Source organism: Microbacterium sp. SCPM-O-B-15248 (M128) (assembly GCF_058214835.1).
The window spans coordinates 385,707-405,851 of sequence record NZ_JBYQLI010000003.1 but is presented as its reverse complement, the minus strand read 5'-3'; the positions used below and the strand labels follow the sequence as shown (position 1 = coordinate 405,851).

Annotated in this window: 22 protein-coding genes; 14 read left to right on the top strand and 8 right to left on the bottom strand. The window is 71.0% G+C overall.

The annotated features are described in order from the left end of the window. Positions 1-107 precede the first annotated feature (107 nt). Positions 108-332, top strand: a complete 225-nt coding sequence (locus AC3E6M_RS07275; RefSeq protein WP_138172825.1) for a DUF3107 domain-containing protein — start codon at positions 108-110, stop codon at positions 330-332. A 10-nt stretch (positions 333-342) separates the two neighbouring features. Next, entirely contained in the window at positions 343-630 is a 288-nt protein-coding gene (locus AC3E6M_RS07270) for a hypothetical protein (RefSeq protein ID WP_138172826.1), read from the top strand. A gap of 53 nt (positions 631-683) precedes the next feature. Here the strand turns inward: AC3E6M_RS07270 and AC3E6M_RS07265 are convergent, their stop codons facing one another. After that, positions 684-1,397, bottom strand: coding sequence for a ferritin-like fold-containing protein (locus AC3E6M_RS07265; RefSeq protein WP_138172827.1), 714 nt, complete (start codon positions 1,395-1,397; stop codon positions 684-686). 150 nt (positions 1,398-1,547) lie between these two features. On the opposite strand from AC3E6M_RS07265, the gene AC3E6M_RS07260 reads away from it, so the two are divergent. After that, the gene (locus AC3E6M_RS07260) at positions 1,548-3,014 is read left to right on the top strand and encodes a DEAD/DEAH box helicase (RefSeq protein ID WP_230005803.1); all 1,467 of its coding nucleotides are present in this window, start codon (positions 1,548-1,550) and stop codon (positions 3,012-3,014) included. Positions 3,015-3,084: 70 nt separating this feature from the next. On the opposite strand, the gene AC3E6M_RS07255 is transcribed toward AC3E6M_RS07260, so the two are convergent. Next, positions 3,085-3,945 (bottom strand): PHP domain-containing protein, encoded by an 861-nt coding sequence (locus AC3E6M_RS07255; RefSeq protein WP_171024164.1) that lies wholly within the window; start codon positions 3,943-3,945, stop codon positions 3,085-3,087. Positions 3,946-4,045: 100 nt separating this feature from the next. On the opposite strand from AC3E6M_RS07255, the gene AC3E6M_RS07250 reads away from it, so the two are divergent. Genes AC3E6M_RS07250 through AC3E6M_RS07225 form a run of 6 tightly spaced genes read left to right on the top strand, consistent with a single transcriptional unit; the run spans position 4,046 to position 10,947 of the window. Next, on the top strand, positions 4,046-5,077 hold the full coding sequence (locus AC3E6M_RS07250; protein ID WP_490529456.1) for an endonuclease/exonuclease/phosphatase family protein: 1,032 nt from the start codon (positions 4,046-4,048) through the stop codon (positions 5,075-5,077). Positions 5,078-5,115: 38 nt separating this feature from the next. Beyond that, positions 5,116-6,534, top strand: coding sequence for an aminopeptidase P family protein (locus AC3E6M_RS07245; RefSeq protein ID WP_490529455.1), 1,419 nt, complete (start codon positions 5,116-5,118; stop codon positions 6,532-6,534). Next, a complete protein-coding gene (locus AC3E6M_RS07240) occupies positions 6,531-8,312 on the top strand; it encodes a gamma-glutamyltransferase family protein (RefSeq protein ID WP_490529641.1) in 1,782 nt (593 codons plus the stop codon). Before AC3E6M_RS07245 ends, AC3E6M_RS07240 begins: the two co-directional genes overlap by 4 nt. A gap of 57 nt (positions 8,313-8,369) precedes the next feature. Continuing rightward, positions 8,370-8,732 carry a DUF6507 family protein gene (locus AC3E6M_RS07235; protein ID WP_138172832.1) on the top strand — a complete coding sequence of 121 codons (363 nt, stop codon included), beginning with the start codon at positions 8,370-8,372 and terminating at the stop codon, positions 8,730-8,732. Then, positions 8,729-10,456 (top strand): hypothetical protein, encoded by a 1,728-nt coding sequence (locus AC3E6M_RS07230; protein WP_490529454.1) that lies wholly within the window; start codon positions 8,729-8,731, stop codon positions 10,454-10,456. Before AC3E6M_RS07235 ends, AC3E6M_RS07230 begins: the two co-directional genes overlap by 4 nt. Further along, positions 10,453-10,947 (top strand): hypothetical protein, encoded by a 495-nt coding sequence (locus AC3E6M_RS07225; protein ID WP_490529453.1) that lies wholly within the window; start codon positions 10,453-10,455, stop codon positions 10,945-10,947. Before AC3E6M_RS07230 ends, AC3E6M_RS07225 begins: the two co-directional genes overlap by 4 nt. Positions 10,948-10,972: 25 nt before the next feature. Here the strand turns inward: AC3E6M_RS07225 and AC3E6M_RS07220 are convergent, their stop codons facing one another. After that, the gene (locus AC3E6M_RS07220; protein WP_252370888.1) at positions 10,973-11,650 is read right to left on the bottom strand and encodes an alpha/beta hydrolase family protein; all 678 of its coding nucleotides are present in this window, start codon (positions 11,648-11,650) and stop codon (positions 10,973-10,975) included. Further along, entirely contained in the window at positions 11,647-12,369 is a 723-nt protein-coding gene (locus AC3E6M_RS07215) for a YflT domain-containing protein (protein WP_490529452.1), read from the bottom strand. The genes AC3E6M_RS07220 and AC3E6M_RS07215 overlap by 4 nt, the downstream gene beginning before the upstream one ends. 71 nt (positions 12,370-12,440) lie before the next feature. Between AC3E6M_RS07215 and AC3E6M_RS07210 the strand changes: the two genes are divergently transcribed. The 3 genes from AC3E6M_RS07210 to AC3E6M_RS07200 are packed head-to-tail and all read left to right on the top strand — an operon-like array spanning position 12,441 to position 15,441. Then, the gene (locus AC3E6M_RS07210) at positions 12,441-13,760 is read left to right on the top strand and encodes a magnesium transporter MgtE N-terminal domain-containing protein (protein ID WP_138172836.1); all 1,320 of its coding nucleotides are present in this window, start codon (positions 12,441-12,443) and stop codon (positions 13,758-13,760) included. After that, positions 13,760-14,293 (top strand): DUF1003 domain-containing protein, encoded by a 534-nt coding sequence (locus AC3E6M_RS07205; protein WP_138172837.1) that lies wholly within the window; start codon positions 13,760-13,762, stop codon positions 14,291-14,293. The genes AC3E6M_RS07210 and AC3E6M_RS07205 overlap by 1 nt, the downstream gene beginning before the upstream one ends. Further along, positions 14,290-15,441 carry an Mrp/NBP35 family ATP-binding protein gene (locus tag AC3E6M_RS07200; protein WP_138172838.1) on the top strand — a complete coding sequence of 384 codons (1,152 nt, stop codon included), beginning with the start codon at positions 14,290-14,292 and terminating at the stop codon, positions 15,439-15,441. Before AC3E6M_RS07205 ends, AC3E6M_RS07200 begins: the two co-directional genes overlap by 4 nt. A gap of 4 nt (positions 15,442-15,445) precedes the next feature. Here the strand turns inward: AC3E6M_RS07200 and AC3E6M_RS07195 are convergent, their stop codons facing one another. Next, positions 15,446-15,817: a twin-arginine translocase TatA/TatE family subunit gene (locus AC3E6M_RS07195; RefSeq protein ID WP_138172839.1), complete on the bottom strand. Its 372-nt coding sequence runs from the start codon at positions 15,815-15,817 to the stop codon at positions 15,446-15,448. A 71-nt stretch (positions 15,818-15,888) separates the two neighbouring features. Here AC3E6M_RS07195 and AC3E6M_RS07190 point away from each other — a divergent pair, with 71 nt between their 5' ends. Further along, positions 15,889-16,527 carry an O-methyltransferase gene (locus AC3E6M_RS07190; protein WP_138172840.1) on the top strand — a complete coding sequence of 213 codons (639 nt, stop codon included), beginning with the start codon at positions 15,889-15,891 and terminating at the stop codon, positions 16,525-16,527. 75 nt (positions 16,528-16,602) lie between these two features. Here the strand turns inward: AC3E6M_RS07190 and AC3E6M_RS07185 are convergent, their stop codons facing one another. The 3 genes from AC3E6M_RS07185 to dapE all read right to left on the bottom strand — a co-directional run bounded on the left by AC3E6M_RS07185 (position 16,603) and on the right by dapE (position 19,171). After that, positions 16,603-16,776, bottom strand: coding sequence for a DUF3117 domain-containing protein (locus AC3E6M_RS07185; RefSeq protein ID WP_076490128.1), 174 nt, complete (start codon positions 16,774-16,776; stop codon positions 16,603-16,605). Between the two features lie 95 nt (positions 16,777-16,871). After that, on the bottom strand, positions 16,872-18,113 hold the full coding sequence (locus AC3E6M_RS07180) for a hypothetical protein (RefSeq protein WP_490529450.1): 1,242 nt from the start codon (positions 18,111-18,113) through the stop codon (positions 16,872-16,874). Beyond that, positions 18,095-19,171, bottom strand: coding sequence for a succinyl-diaminopimelate desuccinylase (dapE, locus tag AC3E6M_RS07175; protein ID WP_138172841.1), 1,077 nt, complete (start codon positions 19,169-19,171; stop codon positions 18,095-18,097). Before dapE ends, AC3E6M_RS07180 begins: the two co-directional genes overlap by 19 nt. Before the next feature lie 49 nt (positions 19,172-19,220). Here dapE and dapD point away from each other — a divergent pair, with 49 nt between their 5' ends. Further along, positions 19,221-20,135, top strand: a complete 915-nt coding sequence (gene dapD / locus AC3E6M_RS07170; protein WP_138172842.1) for a 2,3,4,5-tetrahydropyridine-2,6-dicarboxylate N-succinyltransferase — start codon at positions 19,221-19,223, stop codon at positions 20,133-20,135. Positions 20,136-20,145: the final 10 nt, after the last annotated feature.

Sequence of the window (20,145 nt, the reverse complement as noted above, 5' to 3'; positions counted from 1 at the left end):
GCCGTCCGCGAAGCCGCTCCCCGCACGCGGCTCCGGCTGTCCGCGCTGTCGTAGAGTCGGAGCATCGCGCCGGGACGATCGAGAGCCCCGGGCGGAAAGGACGCAACGTGGAGATCCGCATCGGCATCACCAACACCGGCCGCGAGCTGAACTTCGAGACCAGCGAGGGCTCGGACGCGGTGAAGGCGTCGATCGCCGCGGCCTTCGACCAGGCCGCGAGCCACGTGTCGTTCGTCGACGTGAAGGGCAACTCCTACATCGTCCCCACCGCGAACATCGCGTTCATCGAGCTGGGCACCGAAGAGGCCCGCCGAGTCGGCTTCGTCGCCTGAGGCCACGGCCGTGCAGATCCTGCTCGGGCTGATCATCGGCGCGGTGGTCGGCCTCGCCGTCCACTTCGCCCTCCCGCACCGCGACCTGCGCGGCACGGCCCTGGCGCCGTTCGTCGGCGCGGCGGCCGCGGGCGTCTCGTGGACGGTGCTCACCTGGGCGGGCGTGGGCGCGGACTCCTTCGTTCCGTGGCTGGTCGCGGTCATCGCGCCAACGGTCACGACCTTCGCGCTCGTGCCTCTTCTCACGCGCGCCCGACTGCACAGCGACGCGACCGAACGCGCGCGACACGGCATCTGAACGAGGGCGAACCCCGCATCGGTGTCGCCGCGCACGCACGGCGATCGGTGGGATCAGGCCGCGAGCCCCATGGCATCCATGCGACGGGCGTGAGCGCCCATGAGCTCGGTGAACACCGGCTCGACCGTGGCCTCTTCGGTGCGGTCCAGGCGCGGGTGGGCGAGCGCGGCGCGGGCGACGAGCAGGGTGTCCCCCACCAGACGGCGACCCCAGAGGGCGAGCAGCCACCGCCACTCCTCGTCGCTCGAGATCGCGGCACCCAGGATCTCGACGATGGCCTGTCGGTCATCGTCGGCCTGCAGGATGCGGGCCACGCGCCGACCCGTGTCGCCGTAGCTCGACGACAGCGCGAGGTAGAAGTCGTCCAGCATCCCGGCCGTGATGTGCACCGAGAGCATGGTCTCTTGCGGGCGCACGCCGTGCGTGTTGCGCCGGAACGCGTCGAGGGACTCGCGGAAGGGCAGCATGAGCTGCGTCGGATCCGTTCCCCGCTCGCGGATCAGGGCGACGATCTCCTGGTGCTTGATGAGCGCGGCTCCGGCGGCGCGCGAGAGCGATTCCTTCTCTGCGAGCTCGGGCGTGGATGCGATGAGTTCGCTCAGCGTCTCGAAGAACCCCAGCTGCAGGTAGGCCGCCTGACCGAGGAAGGTCTCGATGTCGGGCGCGAGTTCGGCGAAGTCGACGCGCATGGCGTCGCCGAGGTCGCCACGGGAGCGCAATTGCAGCGTGCGACCGACCGGTCGACGACGACGGAACCACTCGAACACGCTCTACAGCCTAGGCGTCGGACCCTCGAAACACCCGCCGGGTAGAGTGGACTCGCCCCGGCGATGGATCGGGGCCCCGCGCCTGTGGACGAGTGGAGGGCGTGGATCCGACTCCCCAGGCGGTCTCTCACCGCCGGAACAGGCACGCTCATGACGACTTTCGCCGAGCTCGGCGTCGACCAGGACATCGTCGACGCCCTGGCATCCAAGGGCATCGTGGATGCCTTCCCGATCCAGGAACAGACCATCCCCCTCGGCCTTCCGGGCCAGGACATCATCGGCCAGGCCAAGACCGGAACCGGAAAGACCTTCGGCTTCGGCATCCCGGTCGTCCAGCGCCTCGGCCTGAACCCCGAGCCCGGAGTGAAGGCGCTCATCGTCGTGCCCACGCGCGAGCTCGCCGTCCAGGTCTACGAGGACATGGACATGCTGACCCAGAACCGCGCGACCAGCGTCGTGGCGATCTACGGCGGCAAGGCCTACGAGGGTCAGATCGATCAGCTCAAGGCCGGCGCGCAGATCGTCGTGGGAACGCCCGGACGCCTCATCGACCTCAGCAACCAGCGTCTGCTCGACCTGTCGGGCGCCGTCGAGGTCGTCCTCGACGAGGCCGACAAGATGCTCGACCTCGGCTTCCTCGCCGACATCGAGAAGATCTTCCAGAAGGTCCCCGCCGTCCGCCACACGCAGCTGTTCTCGGCGACCATGCCGGGACCCATCGTGGCCCTCGCTCGCCGGTTCATGTCGAACCCGATCCACATGCGGGCGAACGACCCCGACGAGGGTCTGACGCAGGCCAACATCAAGCACCTCGTGTACCGCGCGCACTCGCTCGACAAGGACGAAGTCATCGCTCGCATCCTGCAGGCCGAGGGCCGCGGCAAGAGCGTCATCTTCACGCGCACCAAGCGTGCCGCCCAGAAGCTCGTCGACGAGCTGGGCGACCGCGGCTTCAACGCCGCCGCGGTGCACGGCGACATGAGCCAGGAGGCGCGCGAGCGCTCGATGGCCGCGTTCAAGGCCGGCAAGCGCGACGTGCTCATCGCGACCGACGTCGCCGCCCGCGGTATCGACGTCAACGACGTCACGCACGTCATCAACCACACGATCCCCGACGACGAGAAGACCTACCTGCACCGCGCGGGCCGAACGGGTCGCGCGGGCAAGACCGGCATCGCGGTGACGTTCGTCGACTGGGACGACCTGCACAAGTGGGCGCTCATCAACCGGGCACTCGAGTTCGGTCAGCCCGAGCCGATCGAGACGTACTCGTCGAGCCCGCACCTCTACACCGATCTCGACATCCCCGAAGGCACGAAGGGGCGTCTGGTCACGGCTCCCAAGGCCGCCGCGGCTCCGAAGGTCGAGAAGGCCGAGAAGACCGGAACCGCGGATGCCGCGGGCGAAGACGGCCCGCGCCGTCGCCGTCGCCGCCGTGGGGGGTCGTCCGACTCCCCCGCCGCGAGCGAGGGCGCCGCGGCCGCGACGCCGCGCGCCGAGGGCGCCGGCACGCACGACGGTGGAGGCAGCGAGCACCACGACGGCAACTCCGCTCCGCGTCGCCGTCGCCGCCGCCGCAGCGGCGGGTCGGGCGCGAACGCCGCTCCCGTGGCCTGAGCCCAGAGAATCGTCCGGCGCCGACCCCTTCGAGGGGCGGCGCCGTTCTCGTTCCTCGTGCGGACGTCCGTCAGGGGAAGACGGGCGACGCCCCGCTGCCGGCCGCGATCAGACGCGCGACCATCTCGTCGTCGGTAGTGTTCTCGCCCGGCACGTTGGGCTTGCCGAGGCCGTGGTAGTCGCTGGACCCGGTGACCAGGAGGTCGCGCTCAGTGGCGAGCCGCGCCAGGGTGGCCGTGGCATCCGGGAGGTTCTCTCGGTGCCGGAGCTCGAAGCCGGCGAGGCCCGCCGCGAGCATGGCCTCCAGCACCGGGTGCGGCAGGAGCGCGCGCCCGGCCGGATGGGCCACGATCGGCACTCCCCCCGCGTCGACGACCAGCTCGACCGCCGTCACGGGGTCGGGGGCGTACAGCGCGACGTAGTACTCGTTCGCGGGGTGCAGGATGCCGGCGAAGGCCTCGGTGCGGTCGGCGACGATGCCGCGGGCCACGAGCGCGTCCGCGATGTGCGGGCGGCCGACGGTAGCGCCGTCGGTCGTCTGGGCGACGATGTCGCTCCACGCGATGTCGAAGTCGCGCGAGATCCTCTCGGCCATGATCTGCGCGCGGTCCAGCCGCGAGGAACGGATGCGATCGGTCATGGCCCGCAGCGCCCCGTCGTCGGGGTCGACGAGGTAGGCGAGCAGATGGACGCTGCGCCACTCGTGCCGCGCCGAGAGCTCCATGCCGGGGAGGAACGTCATCCCGAGCGACGACGCGGCCTCGGCGGCTTCGGCCCAGCCCGACGTGGTGTCGTGGTCGGTCAGGGCGACGGTGCGCAGCCCGTGGCGGTGGGCGGCCGCCATGACGAGGGCGGGTGACTCGGTGCCGTCGGAGTGGGTCGAGTGGAGATGAAGGTCACTGGGTCCTTCGAATCGACGATCGCGCGGCACCCGTCGAGCGTACCGCCCGCCTGCGTGGCGCCGCGGTCGTGGAGCCGTCGGCCAGGCGGCATCCGTGGATCTCCCAGGCGCCTCGCCTAGGGTCGGATCCGTGCGTCGGCTGTTCGGGATCGTGTTCGCGCTCGCGTGCGCTGCGGCGGCCGTGGCGCTCACCTGGCCGAGCGCGTTCGGCATCGAGCGGACCTTCCCGCTCGCTCAGGTCATCTCGTTCCGCCTCCCTCTCGCGGCCGGCTTCGCTGCCGCCGCGCTGGTGGCGCTCCTGTTCGCCCTGATCCGTCCGGTACGCGCGCTCGCCCTGACGTGCGCCGTGATCCTCGTCGCCGCCGCGGGCGTGAACGGGGCCCTCGTCTTCCAGCGCGGCTCGGGGACCGACGCGCTCCCCGAGAAGACCGACACGAGCCTGCGGGTCATGACGTGGAACACCGCGGGCGAGGCGACGTCGGCCGAGTCCATCGCGCAGTTCGCCGTGGGCATGAAGGCCGACGTGGTGACGCTCCCCGAGACGACGATCGACACCGGCGCCCGCGTCGCCGAGATCATGCGCGATCTGGGCCAGCCGATGTGGGCGCACCACGCCGAGTACGGCGAGTACGGCATCACGGGCTGGGATGCCACGTCGACCACCGTCCTGATCCGACCCGAGCTGGGCGACTACAGCGTCATCCAGTCCTCGCTCGACGGTTCGAGCAACACCTCGACCGTGCCGAGCGCCGTGGCGATGCCCGTCTCCGGGAACGGCCCCATCATCGTCGCCGCCCATGCCGTCGCCCCGCGGCAGGAGTACATGGCGGAGTGGAAGTCGGACCTGCAGTGGCTCGCCGACCAGTGCGCGACCGACAACGTCATCCTCGCCGGCGACTTCAACGCGACCCTCGACCACATGACCGGTCTCGGCGTCGACGGCGGCACACTGGGGCGCTGTCACGACGCCGCGTCCGAGAGCGGCAACGGCGGCGTCGGGACATGGCCGACCGACGTGCCGGCGCTCCTCGGCGCACCGATCGACCACGTCATGGCCACCCCCGACTGGACCGTCACCGGATCGGTCGTCATGCGCTCGCTCGACGGGTCGGGCACCGACCACCGCCCCATCGTGGTGCAACTGGAGCGCACCGCCGGCTGAGCCGTGCGCCCGACGGCCGGTGGTGGGACACTGGAGAGATGGACTCCCCCGCCGAACGCGACACGATCGCCCCCGCAGAGCAGAAGCCCGTCGAGACCACGACGAACCGCAAGGCCCCGTTCCCGCGCGGCTTCCTCGACACGATTTCGACCGGCTGGGCCGAACGCCCCGAGACGCTCCCGTCGCCTCGCGAGCAGTCCGCGTGGACGGCCCGTCGCCGCGATCGCGTGTCGCAGGCGTTCCCCGGTGAGCGCCTCGTCGTGCCCGCGGGTTCGCTCAAGGAGCGCAGCAACGACACCGATTATCCGTTCCGCGCCCACTCCGCGTTCGCGCACCTCACCGGATGGGAAGCGGATGCCGAGCCCGATTCGGTGCTCGTCTTCGAGCCGCGCGAGAACGGCCACGACGCGGTGCTGTACTTCCGCGAGCGCGCCGACCGCACGACCACGGAGTTCTACGCGGATGCCACGATCGGCGAGTTCTGGATCGGCCCACGGCCCGCGCTCGCGGGTGTCGCCGCCGACCTCGGCCTCGCGACAGCACACATCGACGAGTTCTCCCCCGCCGACGACGACCGCGTGGTCGGCGTGGACGACGATCTCACGCGCTTCGTCTCCGAGCTGCGGCTGGTCAAGGACGACTTCGAGCTCTCCCAGCTGGCCCTCGCCGTCCAGGTCACGGCATCCGGATTCGACGACATCGTCGCCGAACTCCCCCTGATCATCGAGCACCCGCGCGGAGAGCGCGTGGTGGAGGGGGTCTTCCACCGCCGCGCGCGCGCGGACGGCAACGCCGTCGGGTACGACACGATCGCCGCCTCGGGTCCGCACGCCTGTTACCTGCACTGGACGCGCAACGACGGCGCCGTCGTCCCGGGCGACCTGATCCTCATCGACGCCGGTGTCGAGGTCGACAGCCTGTACACCGCCGACATCACCCGGACCCTCCCCGTGTCGGGTCGCTTCACCGACGTCCAGCGTCGCGTGTACGAAGCGGTGCGCGAGGCCGCCGACGCCGCCTTCGCGGCCGCACGGCCCGGTGTGCCGTTCCGTCGCGTCCACGAGGCCGCGATGGAGGTCATCGCCGCACGCGTGGCCGAGTGGGGGCTGCTCCCCGTCACGGCCGCTGATGCCCTGGATGCCGAGCGCGGCGGCCAGCACCGTCGGTACATGGTGCACGGCACCAGCCACCACCTCGGCATCGACGTGCACGACTGCGCGCAGGCCCGTCGCGAGATGTACTACGACGGTCAGCTCGAGCCGGGCATGGTGTTCACGATCGAACCCGGGCTGTACTTCCAGATCGACGACCTCACGGTCCCCGAGGAGTACCGCGGCATCGGCGTGCGCATCGAGGACGACATCGTGATGACCGCGGACGGACCGGTGAACCTGTCCGCGGGGATCCCGCGGACGGCCGACGAGGTCGAGGAGTGGATCGCGCGGCTCGCCCGGTGACGTTCACTCCGCCCGCGTCGTTCACGACGCGCCCGACCCTGCGCGGCTCGTTCGGCATGTCGGCATCCACCCACTGGACCGCGACGGCGACCGCGCAATCGGTCCTGGAACGCGGGGGCAACGCGTTCGACGCCGCCGTGGCGGCCGCCTTTGTGCTGCACGTCGCCGAGCCGCACCTCAACGGTCCGGGCGGCGATCTCGTCGCCCTGGTGCGTCCGGCCGGAGCTTCCGAGCCGACGGTGCTGATGGGGCAGGGCCCTGCTCCCGCGGGCGCGTCGATCGACGCGTTCCGGGAGCGCGGACTCGATCTCGTCCCGGGTGCCGGCGGCCTCGCAGCTGCGGTGCCCGGAGGCGTCGACGCGTGGCTCCTGCTGCTGCGCGACCACGGCACCTGGGACGTCGCGGACGTCCTGGACTACGCCATCGGCTACGCCCGCGACGGGCATCCGCTCGTCCCGGGCGCCGCCGCGACGATCGGACGCGTGGCGGAGCTCTTCCGCGAGCATTGGCCCACTTCGGCCGATCTGTGGATGCCGGACGGCTCGGCGCCCGCACCGCACACGGTGGTCCGCAATCCCGCGTATGCGGCGGTGCTGGAAGAACTGGTCGGCGCCGGCTCCGGCGCGGATGACCGCGTCGAGCGAATCGAGGCGGCGCGGAAGAAATGGGCGTCCGAGGTATTGCCGCGGGCCGCGGAGTTCCTCCGCACCCCCCACCGGCACTCGGACGGCGGCGACCACCCCGGTGTCCTCGACACGCACGACCTCGCGTCGTGGCGCGCGGGCTTCGAACCCGCGGTGTCGGTACCGTTCCGCGGCTGGCAGGTCTTCAAGGCCGGAGTGTGGACGCAGGGACCCGCCCTGCTGCAGGCGCTGCGCCTCCTCGACCCGTTCGACGACGCGCGACTCGACCCCTCGTCGTCGCTCGGCGCGCACACGCTCCTCGAGGTGCAGAAGCTCGTCTACGCCGACCGCGACGCGTGGTTCGGCGACACCCCGGACGCCGTCGACGTCGAGGCGCTGCTCGCGGACGACTATGTCGCCGCTCGACGATCTCTCCTCGACGACGGCGCCAGTGCGGCGCTCCGCCCGGGAGCACCCGAGGGGCGGGCTCCGTTCCTCCCCGACGTCCGCCCCGCGACGGGCGACGGCACCGGCGCGACCGGTGAGCCCACGGTCGATCGCCGCGGTCAGACGCGCGGAGACACGTGCCACCTGGACGTCATCGACCGGTGGGGCAACACGGTCTCGGCCACGCCCTCGGGCGGCTGGCTGCAGTCCTCGCCCACGATCCCCGACCTGGGGTTCTGCCTTGGCACGCGTCTGCAGATGACGTGGCTCGTCGCCGGGCATCCGGCATCCCTCGTTCCGGGGCGGCGTCCGCGCACCACCCTCACGCCGACGATTCTCACCCGAGGCGACGAGATCACGGCGCTCGGTTCCCCCGGCGGCGATCAGCAGGACCAGTGGCAATTGCCCATGCTGCTGCGCATGCTCGTGGGCGGATACGAACCGCAGCAAGCCATCGATGCGCCGACCCTGCATACGACGGCGGTGACCGACTCGTTCTGGCCGCGCTCGTGGACTCCCGCGGGGGCGGTGGTCGAGGATCGGCTCGGCGAGACTCTCATCGCCGATCTCGAACGGCGGGGGCATCGGGTGCGCAGGGCCGGCGATTGGGCTCTGGGCCGGGTGAGCGCCGTCGGGCGGGATGCCGCGGGCGTGCTCTGGGCGGCGGCCAATCCGCGCGGGATGCAGGGCTACGCCGCCGGGCGCTGAGGCCGGCTGTCCACAGGGTGAAAAAGCGCCCGGCGCGGTTTCTCTACGATCCCGCGCATGTCGTACTCGATGGATCCCCCACACCTGCTCGGCATCGCCGAGCGCATGCGCCGGTCGTTCGACGAGGTGCACGAGGGCACGATCGCCCTGCAGCGGGCGGTGGATGCCGTTGCGCGAACCCTCGCGCGGGTGGTGCCGGCGCACTCGGCGTTCGTCGAGGTGGCCCAGACGCGCGTCGACCTCGCGCACCGCATCGTCGCGCGCGGACGAGCCACGGTGTCCGCGCTGCAGACCGCCGTGCTGGCGTACCTCTCGGCCGACGACGAGATGGCCGTCACGACCGACGCGCGCGCCGCGGCCGTCGGGGGCGGCGACGGCAACCCGTTCGACCCGGTCGTCTTCGGGAAGAGGCGGCTGTGAGCGTCGGCGTGACGGTGCCCGACCCGCCCGCCGATCCGGCGCGGATACGGTCCGCCGTCGAGACGCTCCGGCAGAGGTCGACTTCGTTCGAGACCGCGGGGCAGGACGCCCTGTTCGCGTGGAGCCTCGCGCCCGGTCTGTATCGCGCCCCCGAGGCCGACCTCCTGCATCGGGCTCTCGGCACGACAGGGCCGGCCGCCCACGAGATCACCGCCGGGCTCGTGTCCGCGGGGCGCGCCCTCGAGCACTACGCGGACGATCTCGATCGACTCTCGCACGACAGGAATCTCCTCCTCACGGCGCAGGCCCTCGCCGCGCCACCGCGCTCGGTCTGGCAGACCGGCTCCGAGACGGCCGCGCACGCGATGAACGAACTGGCTCGGGCCGAGGCAGAACACGATGTCGCCCGCGACGTCGCCCGACTCGCCGAAGCGTACGAAGACGCCACCCACCGGTGCGCGGTGGCCCTGCGCGCGATCCCGGACATCTCCTGGTCGTCGCTCGCCGCGTGGAGCGGGCCCGAGCACCCCGGCGCTGTCCCCTCATCGACGGATGCCGCGGGACTCGTCCTGCTCGACCGGCTCGCCGTCGCACGAGACCCCGGCCGGCTGATGTCCGTGCATCCCGAGTGGAGCCACCTCCTCCACGGGACGGCTCCCGAAGAGATCGCGCGGTGGTGGTCGAGTCTCGATCCGACGGTGGCGGCGCATCTCGTCACCGCCGTCCCCGCCCTCGTCGGCACCCTCGACGGCGTGACGGCGAACGACCGCGTGGCCGCGAACCGCCTGCGCGCGGAGGACCATCTGCGCGCGCTGCGAGCGCAACGCCAGGCCCTGCACGAGCTACGGATCCCCCACCGACGCTCGACGGCGACCGAGGTGCTCGACCGTCGAGCGGAACGCACGCGTCTCGAGCGCGAGATCGCCTACTTCGAGCAGGTGCGGGACGGGACGAAGCTGCTGTACGCGTGGGATCCCGACCGGGGTTCGCTGATCGAGATGGCCGGCGACCCGTCCACGGCGAAAGCGGCCCTGTTCGTCGTGCCGGGAACCAACACCGACGCCGACGCGTTCATGACCGAGCATCCCGTGACGGATTTCGCGGAGTGGCAGGTCGGCTCGTCCGGGGCGTCGGTGGTCGCCTTCACCGTGATGACCGGGCCGATGCCTCAACTCGACTCCCTCCTCGAGAACGGTCCCCAGTGGAACCGCTTCGCGGAAGAGCGCGGCCCCGAATACGCACGGTTCCTCCGGGGCGTGGATGCCGCCCACCCGGGGCTGTGGACCATGAGCTACGAACACTCGTATGGCGGCGGTGTCGGCAGCGAGGCAGAGAAGCACGGTGGCACGGTCGACACCCGGTTCCTCGCGGCGAGCGTCGGTGCCATCGGCCCGTACGAGCCGCACGCCGGAACCGAGTACTACGCCACCCAGGCCGTCGACGACGTCAACCGCTACTACGCCGGTCTCGGCGCCGGCGGGATGGGTTTCACCGTCGCCCCCGAGACGATCCCGGGCGTCCACCTCGTCGATCCGGGGCTCCCCGGCCCGAACATGCCCTCGATCGTCGCCTACGGCGCGACGACCAACCCGGCCTATCTGCCCCGCCTGATCGCGGACAGCGTCAGTCACCACACGGCGCTCATGAGCGGCGACGAGAGCGTCAACGGAAAGGTCCTGAGGACAGTCCGCGATGCTCTTCTATCCATAGGAGAAGACGAATGAGGTTTCGCGTCGTTGCGCTGACGATGACGTTGATGCTTGCGACGATGTCGGCAGGGTGCGCCCCAACTCGGCCAAGCTACAGCGAAGTTCGCGATGAGGCCGTCGCAGTCCTTGAGCAGGTGACGGACCTGATGCCGTACGGCTCCACTCCGCACCCAAGGCCCGAGATGAAGCCGTATGGGTGCGGGAGTGACCTACTGTCCGGCAAGGGAAGCGATAGCGCCTTCTACACCGGGTACTGGGAGGTCCAGGTCACGGAAGAGACGAACGTGTCGGGGTTCATCGACGCCCTCCCGGCAAAGCTCGGAGATCAGTGGGAGGTCGAAGACCTCGGCATCCCCGTTTCGTTCGCGCAAGTGCACCTCATTCGCAAGTCTCCATATCTGAGTCTTACGGTGGAGGAGTCGGATCGGGACGGCAAGAAGGGCATCGACCTGCTCGTGATGTCACGATGCGGGGTGCTCTCCGACGCCGACGACGACCAGGGTTGAGGCTGCGGAGAAATCCCCCACAGCCCTAGACCACCTTCAGCCCGCGCACGAACTCCGCCACGACCGGCGCGAGCCCGGCCCCGATGTCGTCCGCCGGTCGCCGCTTCCCCTTGACCTCGAAGGAGTGGTTCGCATCGGGCACCCAGTGCACGTGCGCGTCGTGACAGGTCGAGACCACCTCCTCGAACTGCACGCGCGGGTGGATGAAGGGGTCGTTCTCGCCCTCGACGAACAGTTGCGGCACCGTGATCGCCGGCAGGTGCTCGGCGCGGGGCTTGTCGGGTCGGCCCGGCGCGTGCAACGGATACCCGAGGTACACAAGTGCCAGAGGAGAGAGCGCACCCTCCGCCGTGGCGACGGATGCCATCCGGCCCCCGTACGACTTCCCGGCGGCAACGAACGGACCCGCGCCCGCACCCACCAGCCACGCCTGCACCCCCGCCCAGGTGGCGACCGCCTGGGCGGCGGGTCCCGGCATCCGTCGGCCGGCCTCGACGTACGGGAACACGAAACGCAGCACCGAGACACCGGCATCCCCGAGACCGGCGGCGAGGCCCTCGAGGAAGGGATGTGTCATGCCCGCTCCGGCGCCGTGCGCGAGAGCGACGGTCGCGCGGGCGTGCGGTGCGAGGGACCACAGGCCCGACACCTCCGTCTCGCCCGCCGGGAGGGCGACGGGGATGCGGACGGGGTCGGCGATCACCGGTCGTCGCGCTGCGCGTCCGATTCGGGGGCGCCGTCCGAGGAGGGCTCGGGATCTGCGGCGGGCGCCACCGGGGGCGCGATGCGCTCACCGTAGCGCGGGGGCTCGTCGTCCGCTAGACGCGACGGCACGGGCGGACGCGGCGGCACGGCCGGCGCGGGCGCACCCGGCGTCTGCACGCGTTCGCCGTACTGCGGCGGTGCCGCGTCGGTCGGGGTGGCCGGGCGAGCGACGACCGTACGCGCGGCAGCCGCCGGGCCGAGGACGTCACGGGCCTTGGTCAGGCTCGCCGCGGCGACGCACACGTCGTAGTGATCGGCGGTCACCTGCATGACCGACGCGAAGTCACGGCGACGGCGCACGATCGAGTACGTGCCCAGGCTCAGCAGCATGCCCAGCGCCATGCCCACCAGGAGCACGCCGATGAACGCCGAGATCTCGACGGTCGGGGTCCCCAGCACGAAGATGAACGCGAAGAGCAGGCCGAGCATCAGACCGTTCAACGCACCCGAACGCGCGGCGGTGGCGTACCCCAGTCGACCGGTGATCCGCTCGATGGAGCGGAGTCCGCTGCCGACGATCGCGATGTCACGCGCCGGAACCTCGCCGGCGATGAGCGAGGACACGGCCTTCTGAGCCTTCTCGTACGTCGGGAACGACGCGACCTTCTCGCCGACCTCGTCTCGACCCGCGCCCATCGAACCCGCGAACATGCTCATTTCACCATCTTGTCACGCGCCCCTGTGCGCCCGGTCGGGTCCGGCGCGGGTTCGCGGACTACGCTGGGACGGTGAGCACGCAGAGGGTTTTCGTCGCCCGCTTGGCGGGCTGCACGGTGTTCGATCCCGCGGGCGACCGCCTCGGGAAGGTGCGCGACGTCGTGGTGATCTACCGCTCGTCCGCAGCGCCGCGCGTCGTGGGCCTCGTCATCGAAATCCCCGGCCGACGACATGTGTTCGTGTCGATCGGACGCGTGACCTCCATTCAGGCCGGCCAGGTGATCACCACCGGGCTGATCAACGTGCGGCGCTTCCAGCAGCGCGGCGGCGAGGTGCGTGTCATGGCCGAGATGCTCGGACGGCGCGTCCACCTCGTCGACGGGTCCGGCGACGCCGTGATCGAAGACGTCGCGATCGAGCGCAACCGTCTCGGCGAATGGGACGTGGGCCAGCTCTTCCTGCGGCGTCCCCGAACGAGCGCCTCCCCGTTCGCCAAGGGAGCAACGACCTTCGCGGCGTGGAACGAGGTCCGCGAACAGCAGACCCCGGGCCAGGCGCAGTCGGCCGAGCAGTTGGTGGCGACCTACTCCGACCTCAAGCCCGCGGATCTCGCCAACACCCTCCTCGACCTCCCCGAGGAGCGTCTCATCGAGGTCGCCGAAGAACTCAGCGACGACCGCCTCGCCGACGCCCTCGAAGAGATGCCCGAGGACGAGCAGGTCCACATCCTCGAGCAGCTCGGCGACGAGCGCGCCGCCGACATCCTGGATGCCATGGAGCCCGACGACGCCGCCGACCTCCTCGGTCAGCTGCCCGAGACGCGCCTCGAACAGCTCCTCGACCTCATGGAGCCCGAAGAGGCCGACGACGTCCGCGCCCTGCTGCAGTACGGACCCGACACCGCCGGCGGTCTGATGACCCCCGAGCCCATCGTGCTGTCCGCCGACGCGACGGTGGCCGAGGCCCTCGCGCTGATCCGGCGCCATGAGCTGCATCCCGCGCTCGCGGCATCCGTCTTCATCACCCTGCCGCCGTACGAGACGCCCACGGGCCGGCTGCTGGGCACGGTCCACTTCCAGCGCATGCTCCGCTACCCGCCGCACGAGCGGCTCGGCGCGATCATCGACGACACCCTCGAGCCGGTACCCGCGGATGCCTCGGCGGCCGAGGTCGCGCGCATGCTCGCGAGCTACAACCTCGTATCGCTGCCCGTCGTCGATCAGGCCCACCGCCTCGTCGGATGCGTGAGCGTCGACGACGTGCTCGACTACCTGCTGCCCGACGACTGGCGCACGCACGACGGCGATGATCCGAGGCCCAGGACGACGATCAGACCGCTCGCGACCGCGAGCATCCCCCAGATCCCGACGCAGACCCCGAGGAGGCGCTGATGGCACGTGCACAACGACAGACCTCGCTCGACGCGCCCCGCGGTCGCACCGGGATGCTCGCCCCCCGCACCCCCCAGCCCTCGCGCGACCGGTTCGGCCGGTTCACCGAGTGGGTCGCCCGGGCGATGGGCACCCCGACGTTCCTCCTGTCGCTCACGCTGTTCTGCGTGGTGTGGATGGGGTGGAACTCCCTCATGCCCGACGAGCTGCGCTTCGACTCCGCCGCGATCGGTTTCACCGCCCTCACCCTCGTGCTCTCGCTGCAGGCCTCCTACGCGGCGCCGCTGATCCTGCTCGCGCAGAACCGACAGGACGACCGCGACCGCGTTCAGATCGAGCAGGACCGCCAGCGCGCCGAGCGCAACCTCGCCGACACCGAGTACCTGGCCCGCGAGATCGTGGCGCTGCGGATGGCCGTGCGCGATCTGACCGACGAGGTCATCACGAAAGAGAGTCTGCGCGCCGAGCTGAAGGCCGCGCTGGAACGTCTCGACGACAGCGACGCCGCCGAACCGAAACCGGCCGCGCCGTGACCGGGGCGGCCGCCGACCGCGTGCGCGCCGCCGTCGCCGCCGTCACGGATCCGGAGTTGCGTCGCCCGCTGGGCGAGCTCGACATGGTGCGCGACATCACGGTGCGCGACGGCGTCGCCGAGGTGGGGATCGCGCTCACGATCGTCGGCTGCCCCGCCGCGGACCGCATCGAGCGCGACGTCCGTGCCGCCGCGGCATCCGTCGACGGGATCTCCGCCGTCGAGGTCGCCGTCGGCGTCATGTCGCCCGACGAACGTCGAGCGCTGACCGAGCGTCTGCGCGGTGGTCGCGCGGCGCGCGAGATGCCGTTCGGCCCCGGCTCCCTCACTCGGGTCATCGCCGTGACGAGCGGAAAGGGCGGCGTGGGCAAGTCGACCCTGACCGCGAACCTCGCCGTCGCCCTCGCCGCCCGCGGGCTTCGCGTGGGACTCGTGGATGCCGACGTCCACGGCTTCTCGATCCCCGGACTGCTCGGCCTGGTCGACGCCGACGGTCTGCCCCCCGCGCCGACGCGTCTGGACGACCTCATCCTTCCTCCGGTCGCGTATGGCGTGAAGGTCATCTCGATCGGCATGTTCCTGCGCCGTCCCGGCGAGGATGCCGCCGGCGCGGTCGCGTGGCGGGGTCCGATGCTCCACCGCACGGTGCAGCAGTTCCTCACCGACGTGTACTTCGGCGATCTCGACATCCTGCTGCTGGACATGCCCCCGGGAACCGGCGACGTCGCCATCTCGGTGGGGCAGCTGCTCCCCCACGCCGATGTGCTCGTGGTCACCACCCCGCAGGCTGCGGCCGCCGATGTCGCCGTCCGCTCGGGCCTCGTCGCCCGCCAGACCGGTCAGACCCCGGTCGGCGTCATCGAGAACATGGCCGCGATGGCGCTTCCCGATGGGACGCTGCTCGACCTGTTCGGCTCCGGCGGCGGCGAAGCCGTCGCCCGCGCGCTGTCGAGCCCCGGCGACGACGTGCCCCTGTTGGCATCCGTCCCCCTCAGCCCCGCGCTGCGCACCGGCGGCGACGACGGCCGCCCCGTGGTCATCGCCCGGCCCGACGACCCGGCGTCCGTCGCGATCGAAGCCGCCGCAGCCGCCCTCGCGGCACGCCCGCGCGGACTGTCGGGACGCGCGCTGCCGATCCGACCGCGCTGAGTTCTCAGGTGGCTTCGTCGTCGAACGGCGGCGTCTCACCGGCGACGAACGCGGGCTTCTCGGCCGAAGCCTGGGTCGCCAGTGCGGCCGCGCCGGCCGCGCGCATCGTCGCCGTGGGCGTGTCCTCGAGAAGCGCCTCGCGGATGATGCGCCGGGGGTCATACTGACGCGGGTCGAGCTTGCGCCAATCGACGTCGTCGAAATCGGGGCCCATCTCGTCGCGCATGCGGGTCTTCGCACCCTGCATGGTCTCTTTCGCGCGCTTGGTCAGACGGGCGAGACTCTCGGCGTACTTGGGCAAGCGCTCGGGGCCGATGACGAGCGCAGCGATCACACCGATCAGCAGGAGCTTCTCGATCGTGAGGCCGAAGAACATGAGTTCAGATTACCCGCCGCGCCTCGGACGCCCGGACCACCCTGCCGTCTAGCCTGAGCGGGGAGGTCCACGTGAGCGGTTACGAAGCGAACGAGCGGTTCGTGCAGGAGTCGACGGTCGAACCCGAGCACATCGCGCGCGCCCGCGCGCACGCGCTCGAGCTCGGAGCCGCACCGATCAGCGCCGCCGTGGGCGCGCAGATCGCCGTGCTCGCCGCGTCCTCCCGCGCGCTCAATGTCGTCGAGGTCGGAACGGGCGGCGGTGTCTCGGGTCTGTGGCTCCTGCACGGCTCACCGCGGGCGACGCTGACGACGATCGACAGCGAGCCCGAACACCTCGGCGCCGCACGGGCGGCGTTCGCCGAGGCGCGGATTCCCGCGGCTCGCGCGCGTTTCATCACCGGCCGCGCGGCCGATGTTCTCCCCCGGATGAACGAAGCCTCGTACGACATCGTCCTCATCGACGCCGACGCCGAAGGCGTCATCGAATACGTCGAGCACGGTCTGCGACTCGTGCGCGCGGGCGGCACGGTTCTCGTTCCCCGCGTCCTCGCCGGCGGCGCCGTCGCCGACCCGGTGCGGCGCGACTCGGTGACGACCGCGTACCGCTCGCTGATACAAGAGGTGCAGACCTCCCCCGCCGTCTTCGGCGCGATCTCGACCACGGGCGAAGGTCTCCTGCAGCTGACGACGGTCACCCCTCTCACCTGATCGGGCGGGCGCCATCACCCTTGGCGAACGGCGAAGGCCGGTCCCCCGTGGGAACCGGCCTTCGGACACGATGCGTCAGGCTGCGCCGACGACACCGCCGAGCACGTCGTAGAGTTCCTTGGCTTCGGCGTCGTTCACCGACACCACCAGGCGTCCGCCGCCTTCGAGCGGAACACGCACGATGATGAGCCGGCCCTCCTTCACGGCCTCCATAGGTCCGTCACCGGTACGCGGCTTCATGGCTGCCATCGCGGCCCCCTTTTCGTCGTTGGTCTATGGAGTAGTTTAGTCGGTCCGCCGGGCGACCTGACGGGACGCGCGCCCGCGACGTCCGTCACGCACGGTCACGGAATCTGCCAGTACGTGTTCCCGAGCCCGTACATGTTGTAGATCCACCACCATTGACCGAGCAACGCCGCCCCCAGAACGGTCACGCGCCACGCGCGCGAACGCGGGACGGCCACCGCTCCCCAGAGGGGCGAGATCGGCAGCAGCAGCCGGAAGATGCTCGACTGCGGGAAGAACACGAGCAGCAGGTAGAGCAGATAGCTCGCCGACCAGAGGCGGATCTCCACGCCGAGACGTTTCACCTGGGGGGCGAACAGCAGAACGGCAGCGACGCCGAGGACGAGCAGCACGAGAGCGGCGTATCCCACGGCGGCGCCGAGGCCCCACTGCGTGAACCAGAACCCCGCGGCCTGGACCCACCCCTCGACCGGGACGAAGTGTCCGCTCGTCTCGCCGATCCAGTTGCGGCGCCAGGCCAGTTCCGTCGCGAGGTAGGCACCGGGATCCCCCGTGACCACGGCGGCGATCGCTTGCCACACGAACCCGACCACGACCGCCAGCGCCGCCACGCCGACGAGGTGCGCCATGTCTCGCAGAGGCAGCGGATCCACCCGTCGGCGAAGGAACCGATGGATGCCGTACAGGCCGACGAAGAGCGCGAAGGCCAGGATGCCGGGACGTGTGAAGCCCATCGCCGGCACCAGGAGATACAGCCATCCCCACTGTCGCAGCTGCACGCAGCGCAGGGCGAGGAAGAGCAGGAAGAGGAAGAGCGCTTCGGCGTAGCCGACCTGGAACAACGCCGCCAGCGGCCCGCAGGCGAAGAACGCGACCGCCCACGTCGCAGCGGCGTCGCCGATGCGGTCGCGGAGGAGGCCGTGCAGCATCACGCTCGCCCCGAAGCCCGAGACGAGCGAGATCACGACGGCGCCGGCTCCCCACGACCCCAGCAGCGCACCGAGCCCCGCCGACAGGTAGGCGTAGACGGGCATGAACGCCCACGCGTTCTCGGCCACGCCGCCCTGCGGGGTGAGCGGTAGATCGGCCGGGTAGCCGGATACCGCCGCCAACCAGTACCACTGCGCGTCCCACCCGAGAGCGAGTTCGCCGAGCGACGGGGCGACGCCGTACCGAGAAGCCGGTCCCGACAGCGCGGCGGCGATGAGGAAGAACCCCGTCGTGACCAGTCGCGCCGCCACGTAGATGACGGCGATACGGGCCACCACCGGTCCGCGCGGCCACACGGTGCGCGCCGGCACCGAGGTGGCCGCCGGCGAACTCACGACCCGGTCAGCCACGACCGGAGGCCGCGCTCGACCGCGTCGATCTGCGCCAGGGGCACGCGCTCCTCGTCGTGGTGCGCGAGGTGGGGGTCTCCCGGCCCGTAGTTGACGGCGGGGATGCCGAGAGCCGAGAAGCGGGCGACGTCGGTCCAGCCGTACTTGGGTTTCGGCGTCGCGCCGACGGCATCCACGAACTCGCGCGCCAGGGCGGCGTCCAGACCCGGACGCGCCCCCCCGGCGACGTCGACGATCTCGACGTCGAAACCGGTGAACACGTCGCGGACGACCCGCTCTGCGGCCGCCGCGTCGCGGCTCGGCGCGAAGCGGTAGTTGACCTCGACCTCGCACGCGTCGGGGATGACGTTGCCGGCCACACCCCCGGTGATGCGGACGGCGTTCAGACCCTCGCGGTAGACGAGACCCTCGACCTCGATCTCGCGGGCCCGGTACTCCGCCAGCCGGGCCAGGACAGGAGCTGCCTTGTGGATGGCGTTCTCACCGATCCACGAGCGGGCGCTGTGGGCTCGCACCCCCGTCGTGCGGACGAGCGCACGCAGGGTGCCGTTGCAGCCGCCCTCGACCTCACCGTTGCTCGGTTCGCCGAGGATCGCGAAGTCGCCCGCGAACAGATCAGGGCGATTCCGCGAAAGTCGGCCGAGGCCGTTCAGCGCCGAGTCGACCTCTTCGTGGTCGTACCACATCCAGGTGATGTCGACCGGAGGAGCCGTGAGCTCGACCGCGAGCTTGAGCTGCACGGCGACGCCCGCCTTCATGTCGACGGTGCCCCGTCCCCACAGGAACGGTTCGCCGTCGATCTCGATGTCGCGCGTGGGCAGGTTGTCGTTGATCGGCACGGTGTCGATGTGCCCGGCGATCACGACGCGCCGCGACCTCCCGAGCGACGTGCGGGCGACGACCGTGTCGCCATCGCGGATCACCTCGAGGTGGGCGTGACCGGAGACGGCAGCCTCGATGGCATCCGCCAGCGGGGTCTCGTCGCCGGAGACGCTGGCGATGTCGCAGATCGCCCGAGTGATCTCGACGGAGGACGCGGTCAAGTCGAGCGTGGGCATGCCTCCGATCCTACCCAGCGCGCCTCCGGCGCCCCGATAGCCTGTCAGAGTGACGAACGAACGACAGATCACCGGTACCGGCCTCTCGACCATCGCCTCCGACGGGACGGTCCTGGACGCGTGGTTCCCCGCTCCCGCCCTCGGCACCACGGATTCCGGTGCCGATCACGGCCTCGACGCCCTCGCCGGGAGCGACGAGCGCCGCGCCGTGCGGATCGAGGTCGTGACGCTCACGATCGACGTGGATGCCGCACCGGCCTCTACCGTCGACGCCTACCTGCGCCTGCAGGCGCTGTCGCACCGACTCGTCCGGCCCAACGAGATCTCTCTCGACGGCATCTTCGGCCACCTGCCCAACGTCGCGTGGACCAACGCCGGCCCGATGCACCCCGACGATGCCACGCGGCTGCGCCCGGCGCTGCTGCGCCACGGCATCCAGATCCAGGGTCTGGACAAGTTCCCGCGTCTCCTCGACTACGTCACCCCCGCCGGTGTCCGCATCGCCGACGCGTCGCGCGTGCGTCTGGGCGCGTACCTCTCCCCCGGCACGACGGTGATGCACGAGGGCTTCGTGAACTTCAACGCCGGCACGCTAGGGGCCTCGATGATCGAGGGGCGCGTGTCGCAGGGCGTCGTGATCGGGGACGGGAGCGACATCGGCGGCGGCGCCTCGATCATGGGCACCCTCTCGGGCGGCGGCACCCACCGCGTCTCGATCGGCGCCCGGACCCTCCTCGGCGCCAACGCCGGCATCGGAATTTCCCTGGGCGACGACTGCGTCGTCGAGGCGGGCCTCTACGTCACCGCCGGCACGAAGGTGCAGGTCGGCGACGGGACGGTGAAGGCCGGCGAGCTGTCGGGCCGCAACGGCATCCTGTTCCGTCGCAATTCGCTCACCGGCGCCGTCGAGGCCTCGGCGCGTGCGGGCGTCGGCGTCACGCTGAACGAAGCGCTGCACGCCTGACGCTTCCCTC